This is a genomic window from Streptomyces sp. NPDC049879 (assembly GCF_044461265.1).
Lineage (GTDB): Bacteria > Actinomycetota > Actinomycetes > Streptomycetales > Streptomycetaceae > Streptomyces.
Genome location: NZ_JBITKT010000003.1, coordinates 211,679 through 236,522, shown reverse-complemented (window position 1 = coordinate 236,522; position 24,844 = coordinate 211,679). Strand labels below are relative to the sequence as shown.

The following is a 24,844-nucleotide window of genomic DNA, read 5'->3' as shown; positions in this document are numbered from 1 at the left end:
GCGCGTGCGGACGGGAGACGGAGTGGGCTCGACCACGCCCCCACGGGACGCGGTGGCGCGGGACACCGGAGCGCCGGACACGGCGCCGCGGGTGCCGCGGCGCGTGCTGCGCCACGAACTGCTGCTCGTGCTCGCCCTGTCGCTCGGCGCGAGCGGCATCAGCGCGATCATCTCGTTCACCGGGGTCCTCACCAGGCCGGGCGGCCTGAGCGACCACGCGGCGACGCTCAACGGGTCCCGGGCGCCCGACCGGCCGTGGCTCGACCTGGCGTGGCAGCTGTTCGGCATCAGCACCGCGCTCGTGCCTGTCGCGCTCGTCGCCCACCTGCTGCTGCGCGAGCGCGGCGGCGCGTACAGCGGCCCGGGGCTGCGGGGCATCGGCTTCGACCTGCGGCGGCCCGGCTTCGACCTCGGGTGGGGCGCGCTCGTCGCGGCGGGCATCGGCGGCAGCGGCCTGCTGCTCTACCTCGGCGCGCACGCCGCCGGGGCCAGCCTCACCGTGGTGCCGGAGTCCCTGCCGGACGAGTGGTGGAAGTACCCGGTCCTCATCGCCTCCGCGGTGCAGAACTCGGTGCTGGAGGAGGTCATCGTCGTCGGCTACCTGCTGCGGCGCCTCCAGCAGCTCGGGTGGTCGCCCGTGGCGGCCCTGGTGGCCAGCTCGGTGCTGCGCGGCTCGTACCACCTCTACCAGGGCGTCGGCGGTTTCTTCGGGAACGTGGCGATGGGCGTCATCTTCGTCTGGCTCTACCGGCGCTGGGGACGCGTGATGCCGCTGGTCGTCGCGCACGCGCTGATCGACATCGTGGCCTTCGTCGGGTACGGGCTGCTGGCCGGCCATGTGAGCTGGCTGCCGACCGCCTGAGCCGCGCCCGGCCCCGGGCCGCCGACCCGCTGGTGGTGCCGGGCGGCGTGGCCCGGGTCCAGCGGGTCAGGGCGGCCCGCGCGCGTGCGCGGGGCCGTGTCAGGCGGCGGGCCCTGCGCCCTCGGCGAGCGGCAGCGCCTCGATGGTGCCCCCGCCGCAGACCGCGCCGAGGTCCCAGGCGGCGTCCGTCGGGTCGTACTCGTCCGGCGGGATGACCTGCACCCCGGCCGGATCGGGCCCGCAGGAGCCGTCCGCCGGGTCGTCCTCGCCCGGGACGACGGTCCAGTGCAGCTGGGCCCACGCGCTGGCACCCGGCTCCACGGTGATCTGCGCAGCCTCCTCCGAGTCGTCGCGCACGGTGTTGGTGGGGAGGGGCTCGCCGTCCTCGGTCGTGAGCTGGAGGCCGGGCCAGCCCTCCGTGCGGCAGGCCGTGTCCGAGGTGTTGGTGAGGACGAGCGCGGCGTAGCGCTGGCCCGCGCCCGAGTCGAGACCGGTGATCTCCGCCGACAGCGCGTCGGTCGTGCACCAGTCGTCCGAGGCGGCGCCGGTCTCCGTTCCCTCGTCGGGCGCGCCGCCGGCCTCCTCGCCCGCGCCGCCCGAGTCGGCGGAGGGGGCGTCGTCCCCGGTGTCCGGCGGTGTCGTGGGGGAGGCGTCCTGGCTCTCCGAGGAGGCCGGGGGGTCCCCGGCGGCGGACGATTCGGCGGGGTCCTCGGCGCATCCGGCCGCGGCGAGCACGGCGAGGGCGGCGAGCGTGGTGAGTGCGGCGGGACGCCGGTGATGAACAGCCATGATGGTCCTTCTCGTGGGGGAACCGATGGCGCGGAGGGTCGCTCCGTGCTGCTCGCGGATGTGACGTCGTGGCGGAACACGTGGTTCCACCGCCGCCGTCCGCCCGGTGCCGGCCGCGGGGTCGTCGCGGCCGGCGGGCCGTCCGCTTTCGCGCATGTCTTCCTGCTGCCCTGCCCGGGGCCACCGGACGCACGGAAGGCGCGACATCGCCGGTGCGGGGGGCCGCCGGGTCAGCGCCTGGCGTACGCCGTGAGGTACGCGGGGGCTCCCGCGTCCCCGGCGGTGTCCCCGTTCGCCCCGGTTATGCGGGGGTCGCCGGCCGCGAGCGGCGGGCCGTAGACCGTGCGGACCGGCAGGACCCCGTTCCAGTAGGGGAGAGCGGCGTCCGCCGGGTCCTCGTTCGGGCCGCCGGTGCGGACCTTCGCGGAGACCTCGGCGAGGTCGAGGGCGAGCAGCGCCGTGGCGGCCAGTTCCCTGCGGTTCCCCGGGCGGCAGTCGGCGGCCCTGCCCGGGACGACCTGGTCGACGGTGGCGTCGAAGCCGAGGGCGCGTTCCTCCGGGTCCGTCACGGGCGTCGCGGTGCCGTGCACGACGACCGAGCGGTAGTTCATCGAGTGGTGGAACGCGGACTTGGCGAGGACGATGCCGTCGACGTGCGTCACCGTCACGCACACCGGCAGGCCGTCGGGGGCGGAGGCGGCGGCGCGGGCGGGGCGCTGGCCGGTGGAGCCGTGCAGGTAGAGGCGCTCGCCGACCCGCGCGTACAGGGTCGGGAGGACGACGGGCGCGCCGTCGCGGACGAAGCCGAGATGGCAGAGGTAGCCCTCGTCCAGGATGGAGTGCACCAGCGCGCGGTCGTAGGAGGCCCGTTCGCGCCCCCGGGTGGGCGTGGTGCGGGGAGTGGGGGAGTAGCTGTCGGTTTCGGGCACCGGACGTTCCTTCCTGACCGCTTGGCACACGGCTTTGAACTAGTGCATACTGTGCTTTGTGTCAGGAGAATATACGATCGAGGGGCGCGGCGCCGCCGATATCGCGGCCAGCGTCGAACGGGGCGTGGCCGACGGCGCCCTCGGCCCGGGACTGCCGCTCCCGCCCCTGCGCGACCTCGCCGCCCGGCTCGGCGTGAACCCCAACACCGTCGCCGCCGCCTACCGGCTCCTCCGCGACCGGGGCGTCATCGAGACGGGTGGCCGCCGCGGCAGCCGCGTGCGTGCCCGCCCGGCCTCCACACCGCGGGACGCCGTACGCGCCCCCGTCCCGCCCGGCGCCCGCGACCTCTCGGACGGCAACCCCGACCGCGCCCTCCTGCCCCCGCTCGGCCCGGCGCTCGCGGCGGCGGCGGAACGCGCCGGGCGCTCCCCGGCGTGGTACGGCACCCCGCCGGTCTCACCCGGCCTCGCCCGCGCCGCGCGGGCCGCGTTCGACCGCGAGGGCGTGCCCGCCGGGCCGGTGGCCGTCACCTCGGGGACCCTCGACTGCGTGGAACGCGTCCTCGCCGCCTGGCTCAGGCCGGGGGACGCCGTCGCCGTCGAGGACCCGGGCTGGGGCAGCCTCCTCGACCTCGTGCCCGCCCTCGGCCTGCGCCCCGTCCCGGTCGCCGTGGACGACGACGGGCCCCTGCCCGAGCGCGCCGCCCAGGCGCTCGCGGGCGGCGCGCGCGCCCTCATCGTCACCACGCGCGCCCAGAACCCGACGGGCGCCGCCGTCTCCGCCGCGCGCGCCGGGGAGTTGCGCGCCGTGCTCGCCGACCACCCCGACACCCTCGTGATCGAGGACGACCACGGCCACGGCATCGTCGACCAGCCGCTGCACTCCCTGGCGGGCCACAGCCACCGCTGGGCGTTCGTCCGCTCCACCGCCAAGGCGTACGGCCCGGACCTGCGGCTCGCGGTCTGGACGGGCGACGGCGTGACGGTCGACCGGGTGCGCGGCAGGCAGCGCCTCGGCCCCGGCTGGGTCAGCCACCTGCTGCAGGACGCGGTGGAGCGGCTGTGGGAGGACAGCCCGTCCGCCGCCGCCCGCTCGTACGACGCCCGCCGCGAGGCACTCCTCGCCGCCCTCGCGGAACGCGGCGTGGACGCCACCGGCCGCAGCGGGATGAACGTGTGGGTGCCCGTACCCGACGAGACGGCGGCCGTAGCGGCGCTGTCCCAGGCGGGCTGGGTCCCCGCACCGGGCGCACGTTTCCGCCTGGACGCACCGCCCGGCATCCGCCTGACGGTCTCGACACTGCGGGAGGACGACATCACCCCCCTCGCCGACGCGATCACCACGGCAATCGGCACCGCACACGCACCGGCCGCCACGCGCTGGGGCTGAACCCGCGCCGCGCGGCTCCCTCGCGCGAGGGAGCCGGGTAGTACCGCAGACGGAGCCCGGTTCGTCGTTCCCGGTGGGGACGACCGCGATGCGCGCCGGTTCATCATCTCGCGCTCGTCACAGGGACGGGTCACACCCCGACTCCCGCTCCGCCGACGCGGCCCCACCTCAGGCCGGCGCGTCGAGGAACCGGGTGGCTGGCCCTCACACCGGTTGCAGGCACTGCCACCACCCGCCGGACCCCGACGTGCCGCCCCCTGGCCGTGGGCCGACGCGTTCACCCGTCGGCTGTGCCCTTCCCACCCTTACCGCGGCGGGGCGACACCACGCTCCGCCGCGTACTCACCGCACCTATGCGTTGACGCGCGCATGACCTGAAGGGCAAGGCCGATACACGGCCGAAGGCCGTTACGGAGCGCGCACCGCGCTGGGACAATCTCCGGTACTTCGCCGGAACGCTGGTCAATCTGACACACCTGACGGAGTCGCTCGACGACCGTGACGGACTGTTCTGGCTGTACCTGGTCACCTGGGCCATGCGGGTCCCGCTCTTCGCCCTCCCGGCCGGGTACTTCAGCAGACGGCACCCCTCACCCGTCACGGACTGCGCCGCCTGGCCACCCAGTTCCTCGTCCCCTGCCTGGCCCTGCAACTGCGCGCCGTCGTGCAGATCCAACTGATGTCCGGCAGCCCGCAGGACTGGTCGGAGCCGATCCACGGCCCGGCCTGGACGCTCTGGCTCCTCCAGGCACTCTTCCTGTGGCGGGTGGCGCTGCCCCGCCTGGCCCGGCTGCGGTACCCGCTGGCCACCTCCATCGTGGTGGCGCTGGTCGCCGGCTACCTTCCGCTCGACCCGCTGCCGTTCGCCCTGTCGCGGGCGGTCGCTCTGCTGCCCCTCTTCCTGCTCGGCTGGAAACTGCGTCAGGGCGCGCTCGACCCCTGGCCGCGGGGTGCGCGCAGCCGGACCGCGGCAACGGCGGTCCTGGGCATCACCTGCGTGACCGCTTGGCTCGTCAAGGACCACGACGACCGGGACACGCTGTCGCCCCGCGAGACGTACGGCGCCATCGGTCTGCCCCTGGACCTTCCGTGGGCCTGGACGGTCCGCTGCGTGATCCTGCTCGGCGGCATGGCCACAGCGCTCAGCGTCATCCGCCTCGCCCCCGCCCACCGCCTCCCTCTCATCACCTACCTGGCTTCCGGAGGGCTGTACATCTATCTTCTCAACCCCCTCCTACTGCGCCCGCTGAACGCCGCCGACGCGTTCGCCTGGATCGACACGGTCCCCGAGCAAGCCACGCCGGTACTGGTGGCCTGTGCCATCTCCGTCGCCTGCGCCTCACCCGGCATCCGGCGCCTGACCAGGCCCTTCGTCCAGCCCGGACGCGCACGCCCCGCCGCCGGGGCGACCACTCGACATCGGACGATCAGCAACGACGCGGCGCCGTCGGCCCGGAACCCCCGCCGGTGACCGGCGGGGCTCCCGGCAGGTTGTCTCCCGACCCGCTCAGCCGAAGGCGAGCTTACTGTCCCGCCACCCACTGCCGGCACTGATCACGACGGTGTTGCTGCCGAGCGCGGACGCGCCACCTCGGTAGAGCCTGACGCTGTTGTCAGGGGCGATGCTCCAGATGTCGGGTATGCGGTCCCCCGTCACGTCAGGAGCCGCATGGATGTGGGTGATGGGCATCGAGGTCTCCGACCAGCCCTCCGCGTACAGCGTGTCGGCTCCGTTGAGTGACCCGCCCGCCGACGACAGCGAGGCGACGGTCGAGCCCTGCGTGCCGTTCCTGATCCCGTAGCGCAGCCACAGCCTGTCGCTGCTGTGCGAGCGGAAGAGGAGGTCGGGCGCGCCGTCCTTGTTGAAGTCGGCGAGGGACAGGAGGTCGAGCCCGTTCCCCGCCGTGGCGGAGATCCGGTGGGCGGCCGAGAATGACGCCCCCGTGTAGCCGGTGAGCAGCCAGACGCCTCCGCTCGTGGTTTTCAGGAAGAGGTCGGGCCGTTCGTCGAGGTTGTAGTCACCGGAGATCAGCTGCGAGATGGTCGCCGGGTCGGGGGCGCCGGCGGGCAGGCGCACGGCCTCGCGCAGTCCGACGTCGAAGCTGCCGTACCCGTCGCCCGGGAAGAGGTAGAGCTTCCCGTCCGGGAGTCTGGCGAACATGTCGGTGATGCCGTCGCCGGGCAGCGCGTCCCCGCCGTGGGTGAACGGTACGGGCGTGCCGTCCGGGTTGCGCCAGTACCCGGCCATACCGGGGATGTTCTGGATGGGTCTGCCGTTCAGGTGCGCGGCCTTGAGACTGGTGTGGATGTCACCGCCCGAAGCGGCTGCGTACATGCTGAGGTCGCCCGAGGAGGTGATGACGAGTAGGTCGGACGTTCCGTCACCGTTCGTGTCGCCTGGCCCGTCCGCCGCGTCTCTGGGGGTCACGTAGAAGAAATAACGGGTTCCCGAGGAGACGTTGCCCGCGCTGTCCGCCGCCCGGACGTACAGGATGTGCGGCCCGGCGGCCGGGGGAGAGAGGGTGACGGTCAGCGACTGGCCCGCCGCGACGGTCCGCGAGGTGCCGTAGCTGGTCGAGTCGAAGCTGTACTGGTACGCCGTCACGTCCCGGTCGCCGTCCGGGCTCAGGGTGAATGCCCCTGTGCTGCCGAAGCGTTTCACCGACCAGATCGTCCCGTCCTCGTCCGCCTCGGGGAAGTCCTGCGACGTGACGAGCGGCGGGTTGGGCGCCCGTCCGTCGAAGAGGAAGCGGCAGACGCCGCTGGTCGACGCGTACGCCGAGGCGGAGCCCGTCGAATCGACGGACCGGACGCGCCAGGCGTACTCCCGGCCGCTGACCAGCTGGGCGGCGGGAATGGTCGCCGACCCGCGCTGGCCGCTGCGGAGCGACACGTCGGCCCCCACGTCACGCGGGTTGTCGCCGGTGAGCCACAGCTCGAAGTCCAGATGCCCCTGGTCGCCGTCCGGGTCGGAGTAGACGGCGGACAGGACGAGGTCGCGCCTGCCGATGGACGGGTAGGGCGCCGAGTTGTCGCACCCGGGACCCGGGCTCATGTCGAGGCCCGTCGGAACGCCCGGTCTCCGGTTGTAGACAATGGTGATCTTGGGGGCGGCCTCGCCCTCCGCGGTGAACTTCTTCCACGACGCGGCCGAGTCCTCGTTCCCCGCGCGCAGGCCGATGGTGAAGTCGGTCCATCCGCCGTCCGCCGCGTCCTGGGCCACGCCCCGGGCGTCGAAGGTGACGTACGCGTCGGGGCACGAGGAGCTCCAGCCGTGCGCGAACGACTTGGCGCCGATCTGCTCCCGCCACGCGGGCTGCCGGTTCCAGGTGGTCGAGGAGGAGATGCCGCCGGTGAGCCACACCTGCATCTCCCGCGGCGCGCAGGACCAGGCGTACGTCTCCCTGAGCCGGATGCCGGCGGAGATGATGTCCGCGCCCCGGATGCTGGACGTCCAGCCGAGACGGAAGAAGGATCGCGAGAGACCCCCGGTCGTGGACTCCCAGCCGACCCGGGCCTCGGTGGTGCCGGTGTTGTAGTTGGCCCCGTCGTAGAAACTGGAGTTGGGGTACTTCTCGTACGCGGTCGTCCAGTTGCGGGTCTTGCCGGTGATCGAGGGGTCGATGAAGACCGGCCAGACGGTCTCCTCGTCGGTCAGCCATCTGTCGTCCGGTGTGACGGTCACTTCGGCCGATGCGCTGCCCTGACCCGACAGGGTCACGCGTCCCACCGCGGAGTGTGTTCCCGGCTGGGGTCCGACGAGGTTGGGCAGTTCCAGCACGTCTTCCGTGGAGAGAGTCCCGTCCGTCCGGCTGGCCGCGCGGCGGATGGTGGAGGGGCTGTCGTGGCCGTCGCCCGGGAGCGCGGCCTGCTCGGTGGGCATGTCCCCGGCGTTCTCCGACGGTTCGCCCTCGGGGTCACGTGACGGCGACGGCGCGTCGCTGTCCAGCTCGTCCGAAGGAAAGGCGGGTCCGGGATCGGGCTCCGGGTCCGCGCCGGGTTCCTCGGAGTACGGCGGCGCCGTGGGCTCGGGCGGTTCGACCGGCTCGGGATCAGGACCCTCGGTCACTGCCGGTGTGCCCGCCGAGTCCCACATGTAAGGCGTGGGTGAGACGGCCAGTTCCTCACCCGCCTCGTCATGGGCCGTCACCACCTGGGTCACCGGATCGAGGTGGAACGTCAGGTCAGGAGAAGTCAGCCGGTAGGGGATGTCCTCGATGGGCGCGGCCGCGGCGGCCTCCGCGCTGTGCACGATCAGGAGGTGGCTGAAGCCGCTGTCCCGTGCGGTGAGCATCAGATCGACGCCGTCGAAGACGCCCTGGTACAGGGCCGTGGGCCCGGAGACGACCGGCTCCGGCAGCGGGCCTGGCCAGCCGACCGTCAGCTCGTGCCCGTCGCTGGTGAAGGTGACGAGATCGGTGTAGGCGGTGTCGGCCGCGGGCGTGCTGTCCGCGACCGCCGCACTGGCGGAATACACGGCCTGCTCCACGAGGACGGCCGATGCCGGGCCACTGCGCGAAGCGGTTGTCGCGGATTCACTTCCGCCACGTGAGAAGACCACGGGATGGGAAGTCGCCCGCGGTGTCCAGCCATTGTCATTTTCCACGAGGTCGGTGTTGATGTCCTGCCACTCGTCGTTCACCTTCACGCGTACCGGGACGGCGTGAGCGGTCAGTTCGAATGACCCGTCGGGAAGCGCGAAAGTCCTGGAGGTCGCGTTGCGCAGGGAGGTCACTTCCACGCGGTCCCCGGTCCGCCGGGCCTCTTCCTGGGCGGCGTTCTCGGCGGATGTCGCGGTGGCGGCCGAGCGGGCGTCGTCCGTGCCGGAATTGTCGCTCCCCGGTCCCGCGGGGATGAGCAGCGTCGCGGTGACGGCGGCCACGACCAGCGTGGCCACTGCGGCCGTCACGCGGCGGGGCACCGCCCGGAGCGGGCGAAGACGTTTCACTGTGCTCGGGGTCCCTCTCGGTTCGGCCTCGCCGGGAGCCGGACGCCGCGACACCCGGGGACATGGTCCGTGGGCGGGCGGTTGCCCGGTGCGAGTGCGGTGACATGGTCTTTCCCCGTCCGGTGGCCCCGGGCGTGCCTTGGGCGGGGGACCTCGGCGAGGAGAAGCCGGGCTGAAGCATGGCCGATGGAAGGGGGTCGCGCCATCCCCCTCCGGGCCGGCCTGGACGCGCCGGCCCGGCGTGCCGACCGGTCGCCCTGCCACCGTTGCTCGGGACGAGTGGGTTTTGCGGAGCGGGGCGGACCGCTACTGCCGGGAACATTTCCGGGCATCGGCTGGCCAAATACCCTGTGTAAATATCCCATTTGACCTGAAGTGCGGTCGCACATTCTCTATACAATGTAATGTATCTGTGAGTTATATGTTAAGGCTCTTGGGGATGAATGGCGCGTGCTCTCCTCGATAAGGCGAAGCGCTCCGTGATCAACATCACTCACTCTGTCAAATGTTTGACGGACTGTGACGTCGTGCTCGAATATGCGTGCTCGTCAGCGTTTTCGATCAGCGGCGGGGTTGAACGTCGAAGCCCTAGGCGCCGTTCCGGTGTGTGAAGGCTGTGGGCTTCGTGTGGAATTCGCTTTCCTGGAGGGGCCGGGACGAGATGTCCCGCGCACGCGCCGCCTGGCGTCGCAGGGCACGCCTCCGACTCGGCGTGACGCTCACGGTCGTCGGAGCGCTGACGGCCGGTGCCCTGCCCGCAGCCCTCGCCGTGCCGCCCGCCGGGAGCGACCGCGCCGGAGTCGAACTCGTCGATCTCCCGGAGCCGGCGACGGCCGAGGGCGAGGACGGGGGTGTCTTCGCCGAGCTGACGACCGCCGAGATCGAACAGGCGGCGGAGTACGAGCCCAGCCGGACCACGCTGCCCCCGGGCGCCGAGGCGACCACCGCCCTCTCCGGGCTCGCGGCGGGTGACCTCGTACAGGTCGGCGACCTGCCGGTCGCGGTCGGCGCGCCCGACGACGCGTCGGCGGAGCAGGTCCAGGCGCTGGAAGGTGACTGGAGCGTCGCGCTCGCCGACCCGGCGGATCTCGTCGCGGCGGACGTCGGCGGTCCCGTCTTCACCGTCACTCCGCCGGACGGGGCAGCCGGCGAGGCCGTGGTCGCCCTGGACTACACGGAGTTCACCGAGCTGTACGGGGCCGACTGGGCGGACCGGCTCCAGTTCACGCAGTACCCCGAGTGCTTCCTGACGACGCCCGAGGACGAGGTGTGCAGCCGGCCGACCGAGGTGCACACCGAGAACGTCACGGAGGAGCGGGACGGCGACGTCGTCGGCGACGGACGGATCGACGGCACCCGGCGCATCGAGGCCACCGTCGACGTCGCCACCCTGGTCGACTCCGGCGCGGCCACGGCGGGACGGGGAGCGGCGTCGTCCGACGCCCCCTTGGCCCCGCTGGCCGCCGCCGCGCCGGGTGCCTCAGTCTTCGTGGCCACGTCCTCCGGCAGCGGCTCGAAGGGCGACTTCTCCGCGACTCCCCTGGTCAGCGCGGGATCGTGGTCGGCGGGCAGTAGCTCGGGCGGGTTCTCGTACTCCTACCCGCTGGCCTCCCCCAACGTCCCCAACGGTCCGTCACCCAGCGTGACGCTCGCCTACAACTCGCAAGTGGTGGACGGCCGCACCTCCGCCACCAACAACCAGGCCTCCTGGGTCGGTGATGGCTGGGAGTACAACGCCGGCTCCATCACCCGCACCTACCGCTCCTGTAGTGACGACCGCACCGACGGCAGCAACAACGCCGAACACAAAACCGGCGACCTCTGCTGGGGCTCCTGGAACGCCACCCTCACCCTCGGCGGTTCCACCACCGAACTCGTCAGGGACGACACGACCGGCCAGTGGCAGACCGCCAGCGGCGACGGCTCCCGCGTCGAACTGCTCACCAACACCTCGTACGACAACGGTGACGACAACGGCGAGTTCTGGCGCGTCACCACCCGCGACGGGATGCAGTACTGGTTCGGCCGCCACCGCCTCCCCGGCTGGTCGGAGGGCGACGAGACGACCGACTCCGTCCTCACCGTCCCCGTCGCGGGCAATCAGCCCGGCGAGCCCTGCTACGACGCGAACTTCGCCCGCTCCTTCTGCTCCCAGGCATGGCGCTGGAACCTCGACTACGTCGTGGACACCCGCAACAACGCCATGTCCCTGTGGTGGAACCAGGAGACCAACCACTACGCACGCAATCTCCAGTTCAAGAACCCCGTGGCCTACGACCGCGGCGGCTACCTGACCCGCATCGACTACGGGCAGCGCACCGACACCCTCTTCGACGCCCAACCCCTCGCCCGAGTCACCTTCGCCGTCGCCGAACGCTGCTACGCCGAGGACGGCATCGCCTGCACCGACGACAACTTCACCAGCGGCCACTTCTCCCGCAACCGCATCTGGTACGACACCCCAGCCGACCTCTACTGCGCCGCATCGGGCAAGGACTGCTACGTCGGCGCCCCCACCTTCTGGTCGCGCAAGCGCCTCAGCACCGTCGTCACCTACACCCAGCGCACCTCCGGCTCCACCACCCTCACCCCGGTGGACCGCTGGACCCTCCAGCAGTCACTCCCCGCCGAACGCACCGACGAGGGCACCGCGTTGTGGCTGGAGTCCATCACCCGCGCGGGATACGGCACGGACGGCGAGACGATCACCCTCAACCCGGTGACATTCCTCGCCAACACCACCCCGATGCCCAACCGCGTCAGGGAAGGCGCGCGGGATCCCAACCCCACGTTCGACCGGCTGCGCATCGCCCGGATCGTCGGCGAGTACGGCGGCGAGACGGTCGTCGACTACGCCACCCCCACCGGTGCCTGCGCCACCGGCAGCGGCTTCCCCGCCCCCGAGGACAACACCGGCCGCTGCTTCCCCGTCCACTGGCACCCGGACCCCGACCGGGCGGACGAGACGCTCGACTGGTTCAACAAGTACGTCGTGGAGTCCGTCCAGGAACAGCCGGGCATGGCCGGTGTCCCGCCGGTCACCACCTCCTACGAGTACCTCGGCGGCGGCGCCTGGGCGCTCAACCAGGCGGAGTTCTCCAAGAAGAAGACCCGCACCTACGACCAGTGGCGCGGCTACGGTGTCGTCCGCACCCTCACCGGCGCCGACTCGTCCGCCACCTACACCGGCACCGAACGCGGCATGACCGAGGTCCGCTACTTCCGAGGTATGGACGGCGACCCTCTGCCGGGCGGCGGCACCCGTTCGGTCACCATCCGGGACAGCGCGGGCGACCCGATCGCCACCGACGAACCGCCCTACGCCGGCCGTGTCGCCGAACAGATGACGTACACCGCCTACGGCGGGACGCTGCTGACCCGCACCGTGGACCACCCGACGCTCCGTGTGCTCGCCACTCGCGACCGCGCCGGCGGCATCCCCGACCTGCGCGCGTACCGCGTCCTCACCGACCGGTCTTTCACAGAGAACCGCGCTTCCGGCACCCTCCCGGGTGACACGAGAACCACCCGCACAGTTCGCACGCAGACCACGTACGACGACACCTACGGCCTGCCGCTCCGTGTCGAGATGGCCGGTGACACAGGCCGGACCGGCGATGAGACGTGCACCGTCTCTTCGTACGTCCACAACACTGAACGCCACCTGATCGGCTTGCCCCGGCAGACGCTGACCACCGCCGGCACCTGTGCCGAGGCCGACACAGCGCCGGCCGCCGACTGGCTGGGCGGCGCCCGCGCGGCATACGACGGCGGCGACTACGGGGACGCCCCGCTCAGCGGTCTGCCCACCAGCAGCTGGGACATCAGCGGCACGGGCGGCGGCTGGACACAGGTCGGCACGGTCGCCTACGACTCCTACGGCCGCAGCACCCGCACCACCGATGCCCTGGGCAACCCCGCGACCACCACGTACACCCCCGCCACCGGCCAGGTCCACCGCATCACCCTCACCAACGCCGCAGGCCACGCGGCCACCAAGACCGTCGATCCGGGGCGCGGCACCGCCCTGCGAGAGACCGACGCGAACGACCGCACCACCACGTTCGTCTACGACGCGCTGGGCCGCACCACCCACACCTGGGCGGCGGGCCAGGACCCGGACGGTCCGGCGTCCGTGAAGTTCTCCTACCACACCACTCCCGACGAGCCGGTCCACATCGTCGCGTCCATCCTGCGCGACGACGGCGCGTACGAAGCCAACGTCACCTTCTACGACGGCCTGGGGCGTGAACGCCAGAGCCAGACTCCCGCTGTCGGGGACGGGCGGCTCATCACCGACGTCCACTACAGCGCCAACGGCACTATCCAGCGCACGGACAACGCTTACTACGCCACCGGCGACCCGCAGACGGTGATGTACGAGGTCGCCTCCGACTTCCGGATACCCAACGCGACCCTCTACGCCTACGACGGTCTCGGCCGCATCGTCTCCGAGACCCCCTACGAAGCCGCCGTCGCGCAACCGCGCAAGGCCGTCCGCTACGAGTACGGGTACGACCACTCCACGACCATCAACCCGGCCGGCGCCGCCTCCCAGCGCACGTACAACGACGCCCTCGGCCGGCCCGTACGCATCGACACATACGCCGGGACGGTCCCCGACGGCCGACGCGCCATCACCTACCAGTACGACGAACGCGGCGACCGCACCTCCGCCCGCGACGCCCAGGGCAACACCTGGTCCTGGACCTACGACGCCCGAGGCCGCCAGCTCACCGCCATCGACCCGGACACCGGCACGACCAGCACGACCTACGACGTCCTCGACCGCCCCGTGACCACCCGGGACGCCCGCGGCATCACCGTCTGGAACGGCTACGACAACCTCTCCCGCCCGACCGACCAGCGCCTCGGCGACAGCGACGGCGCACTGCTCACCCGCAGTACCTACGACACCGCCCCTGGCGGCATCGGCCTCCCAGCGAGCGCGATCCGCTATACCGACGGCCTCCCGTACACCACCTCTATCACCGGCTACACGGCCGACTACCAGCCCACCGGCACCCGGCTCACGCTGCCCGCCTCCATAGCCGAGGAGTACGGCTTCGCCGAGAACTACTCCTACGCGTACTCCTACACGCGCACAGGACTCGGCAAATCTGTCGCCCTTCCCTCTGCCGGTGTCCTGCCCGCCGAGGAGGTCATCACCCGGTACAACGAGGAGGGCCTGCCGGTCTCCACGTCAGGCGACGCGTGGTACACCGCCGACACCACCTACAGCCCGTACGGCGAGGTTCTGCGCACCGTCAGCGGCGAGCACCCCAACCGCCTCTGGTCCACGAGCATCTACGACGAGTCCGGCGGCGAGCTGAGCCGGACCATCGTGGACCGCGAGGCGATCGGTGACATCACGACCGTGCCGGGTCATCGCGTCGCATCCCGCGACTACACGTACGACGACGCCGGCAACGTCACCGGCATCGCCGAGCGCCGCAACACCGTGACCGAGCAGCAGTGCTTCCGCTACGACCCCATCGGGCAGCTGACCCAGGCGTGGACGTCCGGGGCGACCGACTGCGCGGTGAAGGCAGACGGCACACCCGCCTCCGTCTCGGCAGGCCCCGCTGGCGACGGCTACTGGCACAACTACTCCTACGACCAGATCGGCAACCGCACCGAACTCGTCCGCCACCACCTCGCCTGGTCGGGCAACACGACCGTCACGGACCCCTCGCGCGACTCGGTCACCACCTCCACGTACGGCCGCCCGGACGGTTCCCGGCCGCACACACTGACCGGGACGCAGACCGAGTTCTCCACCGACTCGGGAGCCCGTGTCACCGAGAACGGCGCCTGGATCTACGACAGCGCGGGCAACACCGTGAGCCGTACGGACGGCGGTGACAGCCAGATCCTCGCCTGGACCTGGGACGGCATGGTCGAGAAGGTCACCGGCTTCGGCGAGAACGGCGCGGGCACCTGGACCGGCGCAGGCGGCCGCTGCCTCGACCTGGCCGGCGCCGCCACCGCGCCCGGCACACCGCTCCAGCTCTGGAACTGCAACAGCAGCTCCGCGCAGGAGTTCCGTATCGACGCCGCCGCGTCCGGCAGCGATCCGCGCACGGGCGCGCTGAAGGTCCTCGGCATGTGCGCCGCCCCCGCCGGCAGCGGCACCGCCGTGGTGATCGCGACCTGCACCGGCGCGGCCGACCAGCAGTGGACGGCGTCGGAGGACGGGCACAAGGTGCGGCACGTCGCGACGGAGAGGTGCCTGACTGCGCCGGGCGCCTCCCCGGGCAGCGGTACCGACCTCGTCCTGGCGGCCTGCGACGCGGACGGCGCGAACCAGTCGTGGTCCCCGGCGGACGAGACCCGGTACATCTACGGCGCCTCGGGCGAACGGCTCATGGCGATCAGCGGCGCCGAACACACCCTCTACCTCGGTGACACGACGATCGCGACGAACGCCGCAGGTGCCCACACCTACAGCGAGCGCTACTACTCGCACCCGGGCGCGCCGACCGTCATGCGGCATGTGCAGTCCGGCAGCGTGGCGACGCTCTCCGCGCAGGTGACGGACCACCAGGGCACGGCGTACGCCGACGTCAACCTGTCCGGCGGCAGCGCGGTGTCGTTCTCCCGGACGGACCCCTTCGGCGCCGAACGCAGCCAGGCGACCGGCTGGCGGTCGCACCGCTCCTTCGTGGGCGGCGGGGACGACGACAGCACCGGCCTGGTGCACCTGGGCGCGCGGGAGTACGACCCCTACACCGGGCGCTTCCTGTCCGCCGACCCCGTCCTGGACCTGGCCGACCCCGTCCAGATGAACGGCTACCTCTACAGCGCCAACAACCCGGTCACCTTCGCGGACCCGACCGGCCTCCTGTGGGGACCCGACGGCGCTTCCGCAGCGGAGGGCACCGCGGCGTGGGCCAACGAGGTGAAGAACACCACGCTGCAAGACGTCATCCGCAACGTCGGGTGGGCGGTGCTGCAGGAGTTCATCGGCTGGGACGACGTGGTGGGCTGCTTCTCACGGGGCGACCTGTGGTCCTGCGCGTCCCTTGCCATCGACGCCATCCCGTGGGGGTGGTCGATCGTCAGCAAGATCAACAAGGTCCGAAAGGCGGTCGGCCGGACGATCGATGCCATCGATGCCTGGCGCGATGCACTGGAGCGCGCGAATCGCATTCTGGCGGCGATCCGGGAGGCGCGCGAGAACGCGCAACGGATAGCGCAGCGGATGCGTGCGCTCGCCCACCGAGCCGCACAGATGCGGGAACGGGCCGAGGCGGCGGAAACCCGGCTGCGCCAGGCCGCCGCACGGAATTCGGGCAACAGCGCTCAACGAACGGCCTCCGACCGTTCTGGACCGGATGCCGCGCGCTCGAAACCGACCAACCGCGATGACGCAAGCGGTAACGGGAGCCGTAGCGGCGGCGGCGGACGTTCCCAGAACGAGGACAACAGTTCCACGGGCGGTGCGGCGGCGGACCCTCAGTGCAACAGCTTCGTGGCGGGCACGCTGGTCCTGATGGCAGACGGATCGGCGCGGCCGATCGAGGAGTTGGAGAACGGCGAGCTGGTCGTCGCCACGGACCCGGAGACGGGTGAGACGAGCGTCGAGCCGGTCACGGCGGAGATCACGGGCGAGGGCACCAAGAATCTGGTGCGGATCACCGTGGACACCGACGGCGATGAGGGCGACCGCACCGCGACCCTGACGGCGACCGCCGGCCACCCCTTCTGGCTCCCCGAAGCAGACGCCTGGACCGACGCCACTGACCTCGACCCAGGCCAGTGGCTCCGCACAAGCGCCGGCACACACGTCCAGATCACAGCAATCACCCGCTACACCACCACCACCACCGTCCACAACCTCACCGTCAACGACCTCCACACGTACTACGTGCTGGCAGACGCCACACCGGTCCTCGTCCACAACTGCAACAGAGCTGGTCAGGATTTCACTGATGCTGAGAGGCAAAAGGTCTACGACGCTAACGCTGCGAGGAATGGGGGAGAGTACAGCTGTGACTACTGCGGGCAGCCGGTGGAGCGGCGCGCATCGCGAGATGCCAATGGAAACCCCATCGCGGGAAGGCCCGACGACGCGCAGATCGACCACGTAGTGCCGAGGGCCAGTGGCGGACACGGCGGCGACCATAATGGTGCTGTGGCTTGCCGCCGGTGCAACCGAGATAAATACACTAAGTCTTTGGAGGATTGGGACGATGAGCTCAGGGAATTCCTCGATGAATAGCGGTGGGCACTCCGCGTCGGGCGACAATCCTGAGAGGCTGTACAAGGTGGCTTTTGACCTCCCTGAAGAGAAAGCCCGCTGGGCGCGTGCGTCTGCAGAGCGGCTTTGGGCTGGAAAGACTTCTGTGAAGATGGAGGTCCAGCTTCGGAATACCCCATTCTATGTAAAGGGTGTTGCCTTTGGGGATATCGTGAAAGTCAAAGCTGATCATGAGCGCAGGGAGCTCGTCTTCGAGGAATTCGTTTCTGAGTCTGGTCATTCCGCGGTCCGTGTCATCATTAAAGATGAAGGCGTGAGGGAGGAGGTGGATGCCATTCTCCGTGCTTTTGATTGTTCCTGGGAGGTTGATGTAACCGGTTTTCTGTGGGCAATTAATGTGCCGCCGCGTGCTGATTACGCATCCATGAGAGTCGCTCTCCTTCAAATTGTCAGCGAAAAAAAAATCGGCCTCGAAGAAAGTGCCCTTGCAGGGATGCATCGCGATGGACTAAATTTGCTCGATCTGGAGAACTAGTTTCGCGTGCCGCCGCCGCAGTTGCTTTGTGTTGTTAGCGACAAGTTTGCTGACGTTTCGCTGGACGAGACGGATTTCGAGGACGTGCATGGTGTTGTGGGCCAGTGAAGGGCGGAATCGGATGGATGTTGCCGAGCGGGCGGCGGTATCGCTGTCGGCTGTCAACATTTCCGCCACCCGCCAACGCCCGCAACTTGGCGACCTGTTGAGAAGTAATTTCCGCATGTCGCCAACGAGGCAAGCGAAAATAATTCACGCGAATTGAGCTAAGCGTTGCCATGCTCGTGAGGTCGGTGTTCAGTGGCTGTTATCGATCCAGCGATCCGTCTATTATCCAGGCGAGCAGAAAATTTAGTTCGGTATAGATTCCTGCAGTGTGTCGAACGGGTGTGGCGTCCGCTTCACGGTTGTCGCCTGCCATTAGTTGATGGCCACGGCCAGGTAAGCGGCGCGATCGGCTGGATGAGTGAAGTCGAGCAGCAAGGGGGTGCTCACTCTACTGGAAATGCCCCATTGTCGGGATGTGGAGAAGGCTGAGGGGAGGTGCTCTTGGCGTCGGATCGACGCCCCTTGTGGTGGGGCGGCAGGTCCGTGTCGTGGAGGGTGAGCCAGATGTGGTCGCGTGTCAGGGGGAGGGTGGTGAAGCGGACGCCGGTCGCGTCGCGCAGTGCGTTGGCGATCGCGGGGGCCACCGGGTTGAAAGGGCTTTCGCTCATCGATTTGGCGCCCAGTGGGCCGATCGCGTCTGTTGTCTCCGTGAAGTGGACTTCCGTGCGCGGGATGTCGGCGTACTGGGGGAGGCGGTACTGGCGGAAGGAGGCCGTCTCCACCTCGCCGCGCGCGTCGATGCGCACGTTCTCCCAGAGCGCCGCGCCCAGGCCCTGGGCGACGCCGCCCTCGATCTGGCCCCGGCACTGGAGGGGGTTCATGACCTTGCCCGCGTCGGCGGCGTGGACGCTGCGCAGGATGCGGAGTTCGCCGGTGTCCGGGTCGACCGCCACGCGGAACCACTGCGCGTTGAACGCGACCGAGCGCGGCGTGCCGTCGAAGTGGCCGTGGGCGGTCAGGGGGACCCCGGCCGTCCTGGCTGCCTCGTGGAGGGTCTTGAGAGGGAGGCGCCCGGTGGGATGGACGACGGCTGCCCCGGTGAGGTGGCAGGCGTCGCGCGGCACGCTGAGGTGGGTGGCGGCGAAGTCGAGCAGGACGGCGGCGAGCGCGCGGGAGGCGCGCAGCGTCGCCTTGCCCGCCACCACGACGCCGGTGGACGCGAACGCGCCGGTGTCGTGCCGTACGAGGTCGGTGTCCGACTGGCGCACGGTGATCCGGTCCACCGTCGTGCCGAGTTCACCGGCGGCGATCTGGCGGTGCACGGTCGTGGTGCCGTTGCCGAACTCGGCGGTGCCGACGGCGAGTCGGTACGTGCCGTCCGGCAGCAGCGTGGCGGTGGCGTCGGCGAAGTGGCCGCCGGGCGGCCCTGTGGCGATCATCGCGAGGGCGGCGCCCTCGCCGACGAGCCAGCCGTCCGGCACCGGTTCCGTCACCGGCTCGTCCCGCGCGCGGCGGATGATCCCGACGCACTGGTCGAGGCCGTAGCTGCCGATGCCCAGGTCGCCGTCCTCGCCCGGGGTGTCCACCGCCCCGCCCGGGCCGACGACGTTCGCCGCGCGGAATTCCAGCGGGTCGAGGCCCAGCCCGCGCGCCAGCTCGTCCAGCGCCGACTCCAGCGCGAACGTCACCTGCCCGAGCCCGTAGCCACGGAACGCCCCGGCCGGGACGGTGTGCGTGTAGACGGAGAACGCGTCTGCCTTCTTGTGCGGCGCGCGGTAGACCGCCAGGGACTCGCCGACGCTGTGGAACATGACGGCGGGCCCGTGGTTGCCGTACGCCCCCGTGTCCGCGACCACGTGCAGCTGGATCGCCGTCAGCGTGCCGTCCCGCCGCCCGCCCACCTTCACTCTGACCGTGAACGGATGCCGCGTCGTCGCCCCGTGGAACTGCTCGGCCCGCGTGTACTCCAGCTTCACCGGCCGCCGCAGCCGCAGCACGGCCAGCGCCACGACGTCCTCGACCAGCATCTCCTGCTTGCCGCCGAACCCCCCGCCCACCCGCCCCGCGACGACCCGCACGCGCTCCGCAGGGAGGCCGAAGAGGTCGCACAGGCCGCGCCGGGTCAGGAACGGGGTCTGCGTGCTGGACCGCACGGTGAGCCGCCCCTCCTCGTCCAGCCACGCCACCGCGCCGTGCGTCTCCAGGCTGGCGTGCTGCACGCGCTGGGTGCGGTACACCCCCTCGTATACCTCGTCCGCCTCCGCGAAGCCCGCCGCGACATCGCCCGTCTCCACGTGCGTCTCGCCGACCACGTTGTCCGCCGGACGGGCGATCCGCGCCTCCGCCGCGTCCTTGTCGTGCACCACGGGCGCGCCCGGCCGCATCGCCGCCTCCGGGGTGAGGACGGCGGGCAGCACCTCGTACGTCACCCGCACACGGCGGCAGCCCTCCTCGGCCGCCGCCTCGCTGTCCGCGACGACGGCGGCGACGCGCTGCCCGACGTGGCGGACCGTGTCGTCGAGGACGCGCGTGTCGGCCGGGTCCTCGGTGGGGTGCTCGTGGCGTGCGGTGGAGAAGTGCCGCGCGGGCGCGTCGTGATGGGTCAGGACGGCGTGCACGCCCGGGACGCGCAGCGCGGCGGACGTGTCGATGGCGGTGATGCGGGCGTGCGCGTGCGGCGAGCGCAGCAGCTTCATGTGCAGCACGCCGGGGATATCGACGTCGAACGTGTAGCGGGCCCTGCCGGTGACGATCTCCGGCCCGGCGGGCGCGGGCAGGCTGCGGCCCACCGCCTCGCCCGCCTCCGGCGCCTCGGTGTGGCACACGCCCCGCACCGCGTCCTCGATGGCCCGGTAGCCCGTGCAGCGGCACAGGCTGCCCTTGAACGCGCGCGGCAGGTCGGCGAGCTGCTCCTCGTCCAGCGCGGCCGTCGTCATGAGGAACCCGGCCGTGCAGAATCCGCACTGGAAGCCCTGCGCGTCCAGGAACCGCCGCTGCACGGGGTGGAGCCCGCCGTCCTCGGCGGCCAGGCCCTCGACCGTCGTGACGCGGCGGCCCGCGGCGCGGAACGCCGGGTAGAGGCAGCTGTGCACCGGCTCGCCGTCCACATGGACCGTGCACGCCCCGCAGTCCCCGCTGTCGCACCCCTTCTTCACGCCGAACCAGCCGCGTTCGCGCAGCCAGGTGCGCAGGCACTGGCCGGGGCGCGGCTCCTCGGCGAACGCGCGCCCGTTCACCTCGATTCCCGGTGTCACGCGGCCTCCCGCCCCAGCTCGCGGCGGATCTCCTCCGCGTACCCGAGCGTCATGTGCCTGCGCCAGGCGGGCAGTCCGTGGAGGTCGTCGAACCACTCGCCGTCGGCCACGGCCGCGTCCAGCGCCGCCCGCAGCGCGGCGGCGTCCGGCGGCAGCGGGAACGCCAGCCGCACCGGCCGGACCGTCGAGGCGGTGACCGTGACGGCGAGGGCGCCCGTGGCCGGGTCCGCCGTGCCGGTCACCAGCACGCCGGAGCGGCCGAGACCGTACAGAGACGCCTGCCGGAAGGCCGTGCGGCAGGCGAGCGCGCGGGCCGGCAGGGTGACGGAGCGCAGCAACTCGCCCTCGGCCAGCACGGTGCGGCCCGCGCCGGTGACGAAGTCGGCGACCGGGACCCGGCGGCGCGTGCCGTCCTGGGCGAGGAGCAGGCACTCGCCGTCCAGCGCCGCCGTCAGGGAGATCATCGGACCGGCCGGGAGGGCGTTGCAGAGGTTCCCGCCGACCGTGGCCATGTTCCAGATCTTGGCCGAGGCGAGGAACGCGCGGCAGCACTGCTCGAACAGCGGCGCCGCCGCGGCGGCGAGGCCCTTGGCGTAACGGGACAGCTGGGCGATCGTGCACGTCGCGGCGATCTCCAGCGAGCCGTCGCCGTGGAGCCGCGCGGGAGTCCAGCCGGTGCGGCTGAGGTCCACCAGGCGCCGCAGGTGCGGCTGCGGCTCGGAGAACAGGTACGTGCCGCCGCCGAGCCAGGCGTCGCCGGGGCGCCAGGGCGCGGGATCGCGGGCGTCGCGCACCTCGACCACCGTGTTCAGGTCCATGACCGTCAGTGAAGCATTCACGGCGCGGCCCGGACGACTGGCCGACACCACAGAAAGCCCGGCCACCGCGGCGCCGGAGCCCGGAGGATCGCCCAAGCGCCGCATCCGCCGGATCCGTGGAACTGCCCGACGCCGAACGGGTCAGGGCGAGCAGGGGCAGGTGAGCCGGGCGGGCGCGCGGGGGTCGGATAGCCTGGCGAAATGCTGACAGAAGTCACCGCCACCCGCTACGTCACCCCCCTCCGGGAGGGGGGATCGCTGCCCGGGATCGTGGAGGCGGACGACCTCGGCACGTATGTCATGAAGTTCACCGGCGCGGGGCAGGGCCGCAAGTCGCTGGTCGCCGAGGTGATCTGCGGCGGGCTCGCCCGGCGCCTCGGGCTGCGGGTGCCGGACCTGGTGGCGATGTGGCTCGACCCGGTGATCGGCCTCGGCGAGCCCGACCAGGAGGTGCAGCAGCTCCTCAAGGCCAGCGGCGGCCTCAACCTCGGCATGGACTTCCTGCCCGGCTCCCTCGGCTTCGACCCGCTGGCCTACGCCGTGGACCCGCTGGAGGCCGGGCGCGTCGTCTGGTTCGACGCCCTCGTGGGCAACGTGGACCGGTCCTGGCGCAACCCCAACCTCCTGGTCTGGCACGGCGACCTGTGGCTGATCGACCACGGCGCCGCCCTCATCTGGCACCACAACTGGCCCGGCGCCGCCACGTCCGCCGCCCGGCCCTACGACGCGTCCGACCACGCGCTCGCCCCCTTCGGCCCCGACCTCGCCGCCGCGTCGGCCGAGCTGGCGCCCCGCCTGACGCCCGGGCTGATCGCCGACGCCGTGGCCGACGTCCCCGACGCCTGGCTCGCCGACGAGCCCGGCTTCGACGGCCCCGACGACGTACGCGCGGCCTACGCCGCCGCGCTCGCCGCCCGTTCCACCGGCCTGGCGGAGCGGATCACCCTCGGCGCCCCCACCCCCGACCGGCCGTCCCAGGCCCCCGGCTGGCTGACCGGCCGCCTCCACCGCACCACCGACGGGAGCACCCGATGAACGCCGCCCGCGACGTCTTCGAGTACGCGGTGCTGCGCGTCGTCCCCCGCGTCGAGCGCGGGGAGTTCATCAACGCCGGGGTGCTCGTCTACTGCCGCGCACGCTCGTTCCTCGCCGCCCGCACGCACCTGGACGAGGACCGCCTGCGCGCCCTCGACCCCGGCGCCGACACGACCGGCGTGCGCGCGGCGCTGCACGCCGCCGAGTGCGTCTGCCGCGGCGGCGCTGCGGCGGGCGCGGCGGCAGGGGACGAGACGGGCCGCCGTTTCCGCTGGCTGGTCGCCCCGCGCAGCACCGTCGTCCAGCCGGGGCCGGTGCACACCGGGCTCACGGGCGATCCCGCCGCCGAGGCGGACCGGCTGCTGGACATACTGGTCCGTTGACAGAGCGGTACGCGCCTCCTAGCGTCGTCGCCGAGGGAGTTACCGGCCGGTAGTCACCGGTCGTCCACCGGGCGAGGAGAGGGACATCCATGGTGCGGAGCGAGCAGCGCGTGGCGATCGTCACCGGCGCGGCCAGGGGCATCGGCGCGGCCACCGCCGTCCGGCTGGCGGCGGAGGGCCGCGCGGTCGCCGTGCTCGACCTCGACGAGGCCGCCTGCGCCGGGACGGTGGACCGCATCAGGGCGGACGGCGGCACCGCCGTCGCGGTGGGCGCCGACGTCGCCGACACCGACGCGGTGACGGCCGCGGTCGCCCGCGTCGCGGACGAACTCGGCCCGCCCGTCGTCCTCGTCAACAACGCCGGTGTCCTGCGCGACAACCTGCTGTTCCGCATGACGGACAGCGACTGGGACACAGTGCTCGGCGTCCACCTGCGCGGCGCGTTCCTGATGGCGCGCGCCTGCCAGGCGCACATGGTGGACGCCGGGTTCGGGCGCGTCGTCAGCCTCTCGTCCAGCTCCGCCCTCGGCAACCGCGGCCAGGCCAACTACTCCGCCGCCAAGGCCGGTCTCCAGGGCTTCACCAAGACGCTCGCCATCGAGCTGGGCAAGTTCGGCATCACCGCGAACGCCGTCGCGCCCGGCTTCATCGCCACCGACATGACGGCGGACACCGCCGCGCGGGTCGGCGTCGGCTTCGACGACTTCCAGCGGGCCGCCGCCGAGCGCATCCCCGTGCGCCGCGTCGGCCGCCCCGACGACGTCGCGAACGCGATCGCCTTCTTCACCGGCGACGACGCCGGGTTCGTCTCGGGACAGGTCCTGTACGTCGCGGGCGGACCGCTCGACTGACCGCGCCCGCACGGGACTTCGGGGGAGCGGCGCACCGTTGTCAGTGGCGGCCGGTACGTTGGGCCCACAACGGATCTTGGACCCAACACAGAGGTGATCGGCATGCTGCCCGAGTCCTGGCAGGACGTTCTTGGCGACGAGCTGGGCAAGCCCTACTTCAAGGAGCTGACCGAGTTCGTTGAGGAGGAACGGGCACGCGGGCCGGTCTACCCGCCCCGGGACGAGGTGTTCGCCGCGCTGGCGGCGACCCCCTTCGACCAGGTGAAGGTGCTCGTCCTCGGCCAGGACCCGTACCACGGCGAGGGCCAGGGCCACGGGCTGTGCTTCTCCGTGCGCCCCGGCGTCCGCACGCCCCCCTCGCTGCGGAACATCTACAAGGAGCTGCACGCCGAGAAGGGCCTGCCCGTCCCCGACAACGGCTACCTCATGCCGTGGGCCGAGCAGGGCGTGCTGCTGCTCAACGCGGTGCTGACCGTGCGGTCGGGCGAGCCCAACTCGCACAAGGGCAAGGGCTGGGAGAAGTTCACCGACGCGGTGATCCGCGCCGTCGCGGACCGCCCCGACCCGGCCGTCTTCGTCCTGTGGGGCGCCTACGCCCAGAAGAAGCTGCCGCTCATCGACACGGAACGGCACGCCGTCGTCAAGGGCGCGCACCCGTCGCCGCTGTCGGCCAAGAAGTTCTTCGGCTCGCGGCCGTTCACGCAGATCGACGCGGCGATCGAGGCACAGGGCCACAGCCCCGTGGACTGGCGCATCCCGGACCTCGGCGCCTGACCCGCGCACCGTGCCCCTCCCGGCG

At 71.6% G+C, this 24,844-nt stretch carries 14 protein-coding genes; 9 read left to right on the top strand and 5 right to left on the bottom strand.

Annotation, left to right across the window (positions count from 1 at the left end):
* Positions 1-52: 52 nt before the first annotated feature.
* Positions 53-862 carry a CPBP family intramembrane glutamic endopeptidase gene (locus tag ACIBPC_RS12045; protein WP_398844343.1) on the top strand — a complete coding sequence of 270 codons (810 nt, stop codon included), beginning with the start codon at positions 53-55 and terminating at the stop codon, positions 860-862.
* Between the two features lie 99 nt (positions 863-961).
* On the opposite strand, the gene ACIBPC_RS12040 is transcribed toward ACIBPC_RS12045, so the two are convergent.
* On the bottom strand, positions 962-1,651 hold the full coding sequence (locus ACIBPC_RS12040) for a DUF4232 domain-containing protein (RefSeq protein ID WP_362958979.1): 690 nt from the start codon (positions 1,649-1,651) through the stop codon (positions 962-964).
* A 230-nt stretch (positions 1,652-1,881) separates the two neighbouring features.
* On the bottom strand, positions 1,882-2,610 hold the full coding sequence (locus tag ACIBPC_RS12035) for a pyridoxamine 5'-phosphate oxidase family protein (RefSeq protein WP_398843405.1): 729 nt from the start codon (positions 2,608-2,610) through the stop codon (positions 1,882-1,884).
* A gap of 28 nt (positions 2,611-2,638) precedes the next feature.
* Between ACIBPC_RS12035 and ACIBPC_RS12030 the strand changes: the two genes are divergently transcribed.
* Together ACIBPC_RS12030 and ACIBPC_RS12025 are read left to right on the top strand one after the other, a co-directional pair.
* On the top strand, positions 2,639-3,970 hold the full coding sequence (locus tag ACIBPC_RS12030) for an aminotransferase class I/II-fold pyridoxal phosphate-dependent enzyme (RefSeq protein ID WP_398843403.1): 1,332 nt from the start codon (positions 2,639-2,641) through the stop codon (positions 3,968-3,970).
* 679 nt (positions 3,971-4,649) lie between these two features.
* Positions 4,650-5,441, top strand: coding sequence for an acyltransferase family protein (locus tag ACIBPC_RS12025; RefSeq protein ID WP_398843401.1), 792 nt, complete (start codon positions 4,650-4,652; stop codon positions 5,439-5,441).
* Positions 5,442-5,477: 36 nt separating this feature from the next.
* On the opposite strand, the gene ACIBPC_RS12020 is transcribed toward ACIBPC_RS12025, so the two are convergent.
* Positions 5,478-8,447: an FG-GAP-like repeat-containing protein gene (locus ACIBPC_RS12020; protein WP_398843399.1), complete on the bottom strand. Its 2,970-nt coding sequence runs from the start codon at positions 8,445-8,447 to the stop codon at positions 5,478-5,480.
* 1,132 nt (positions 8,448-9,579) lie between these two features.
* Between ACIBPC_RS12020 and ACIBPC_RS12015 the strand changes: the two genes are divergently transcribed.
* Together ACIBPC_RS12015 and ACIBPC_RS12010 are read left to right on the top strand one after the other, a co-directional pair.
* On the top strand, positions 9,580-17,142 hold the full coding sequence (locus ACIBPC_RS12015) for a ricin-type beta-trefoil lectin domain protein (RefSeq protein ID WP_398843397.1): 7,563 nt from the start codon (positions 9,580-9,582) through the stop codon (positions 17,140-17,142).
* A 46-nt stretch (positions 17,143-17,188) separates the two neighbouring features.
* Positions 17,189-17,656 carry a DUF4265 domain-containing protein gene (locus ACIBPC_RS12010; RefSeq protein WP_398843394.1) on the top strand — a complete coding sequence of 156 codons (468 nt, stop codon included), beginning with the start codon at positions 17,189-17,191 and terminating at the stop codon, positions 17,654-17,656.
* A gap of 491 nt (positions 17,657-18,147) precedes the next feature.
* Here the strand turns inward: ACIBPC_RS12010 and ACIBPC_RS12005 are convergent, their stop codons facing one another.
* Together ACIBPC_RS12005 and ACIBPC_RS12000 are read right to left on the bottom strand one after the other, a co-directional pair.
* Positions 18,148-20,958, bottom strand: a complete 2,811-nt coding sequence (locus ACIBPC_RS12005; protein ID WP_398843393.1) for a molybdopterin-dependent oxidoreductase — start codon at positions 20,956-20,958, stop codon at positions 18,148-18,150.
* On the bottom strand, positions 20,955-21,776 hold the full coding sequence (locus tag ACIBPC_RS12000; RefSeq protein WP_398843391.1) for an FAD binding domain-containing protein: 822 nt from the start codon (positions 21,774-21,776) through the stop codon (positions 20,955-20,957). The genes ACIBPC_RS12005 and ACIBPC_RS12000 overlap by 4 nt, the downstream gene beginning before the upstream one ends.
* A 201-nt stretch (positions 21,777-21,977) precedes the next feature.
* On the opposite strand from ACIBPC_RS12000, the gene ACIBPC_RS11995 reads away from it, so the two are divergent.
* From ACIBPC_RS11995 to ung, 4 genes are all read left to right on the top strand, one after another.
* Positions 21,978-22,811 carry a HipA family kinase gene (locus ACIBPC_RS11995; protein ID WP_362958993.1) on the top strand — a complete coding sequence of 278 codons (834 nt, stop codon included), beginning with the start codon at positions 21,978-21,980 and terminating at the stop codon, positions 22,809-22,811.
* Positions 22,808-23,194: a DUF3037 domain-containing protein gene (locus ACIBPC_RS11990; protein WP_362958996.1), complete on the top strand. Its 387-nt coding sequence runs from the start codon at positions 22,808-22,810 to the stop codon at positions 23,192-23,194. Before ACIBPC_RS11995 ends, ACIBPC_RS11990 begins: the two co-directional genes overlap by 4 nt.
* Before the next feature lie 89 nt (positions 23,195-23,283).
* The gene (gene fabG, locus ACIBPC_RS11985; RefSeq protein WP_362958999.1) at positions 23,284-24,045 is read left to right on the top strand and encodes a 3-oxoacyl-ACP reductase FabG; all 762 of its coding nucleotides are present in this window, start codon (positions 23,284-23,286) and stop codon (positions 24,043-24,045) included.
* Between the two features lie 102 nt (positions 24,046-24,147).
* Positions 24,148-24,819: a uracil-DNA glycosylase gene (gene ung, locus ACIBPC_RS11980; RefSeq protein WP_398843388.1), complete on the top strand. Its 672-nt coding sequence runs from the start codon at positions 24,148-24,150 to the stop codon at positions 24,817-24,819.
* The last annotated feature ends 25 nt before the right edge of the window (positions 24,820-24,844 follow it).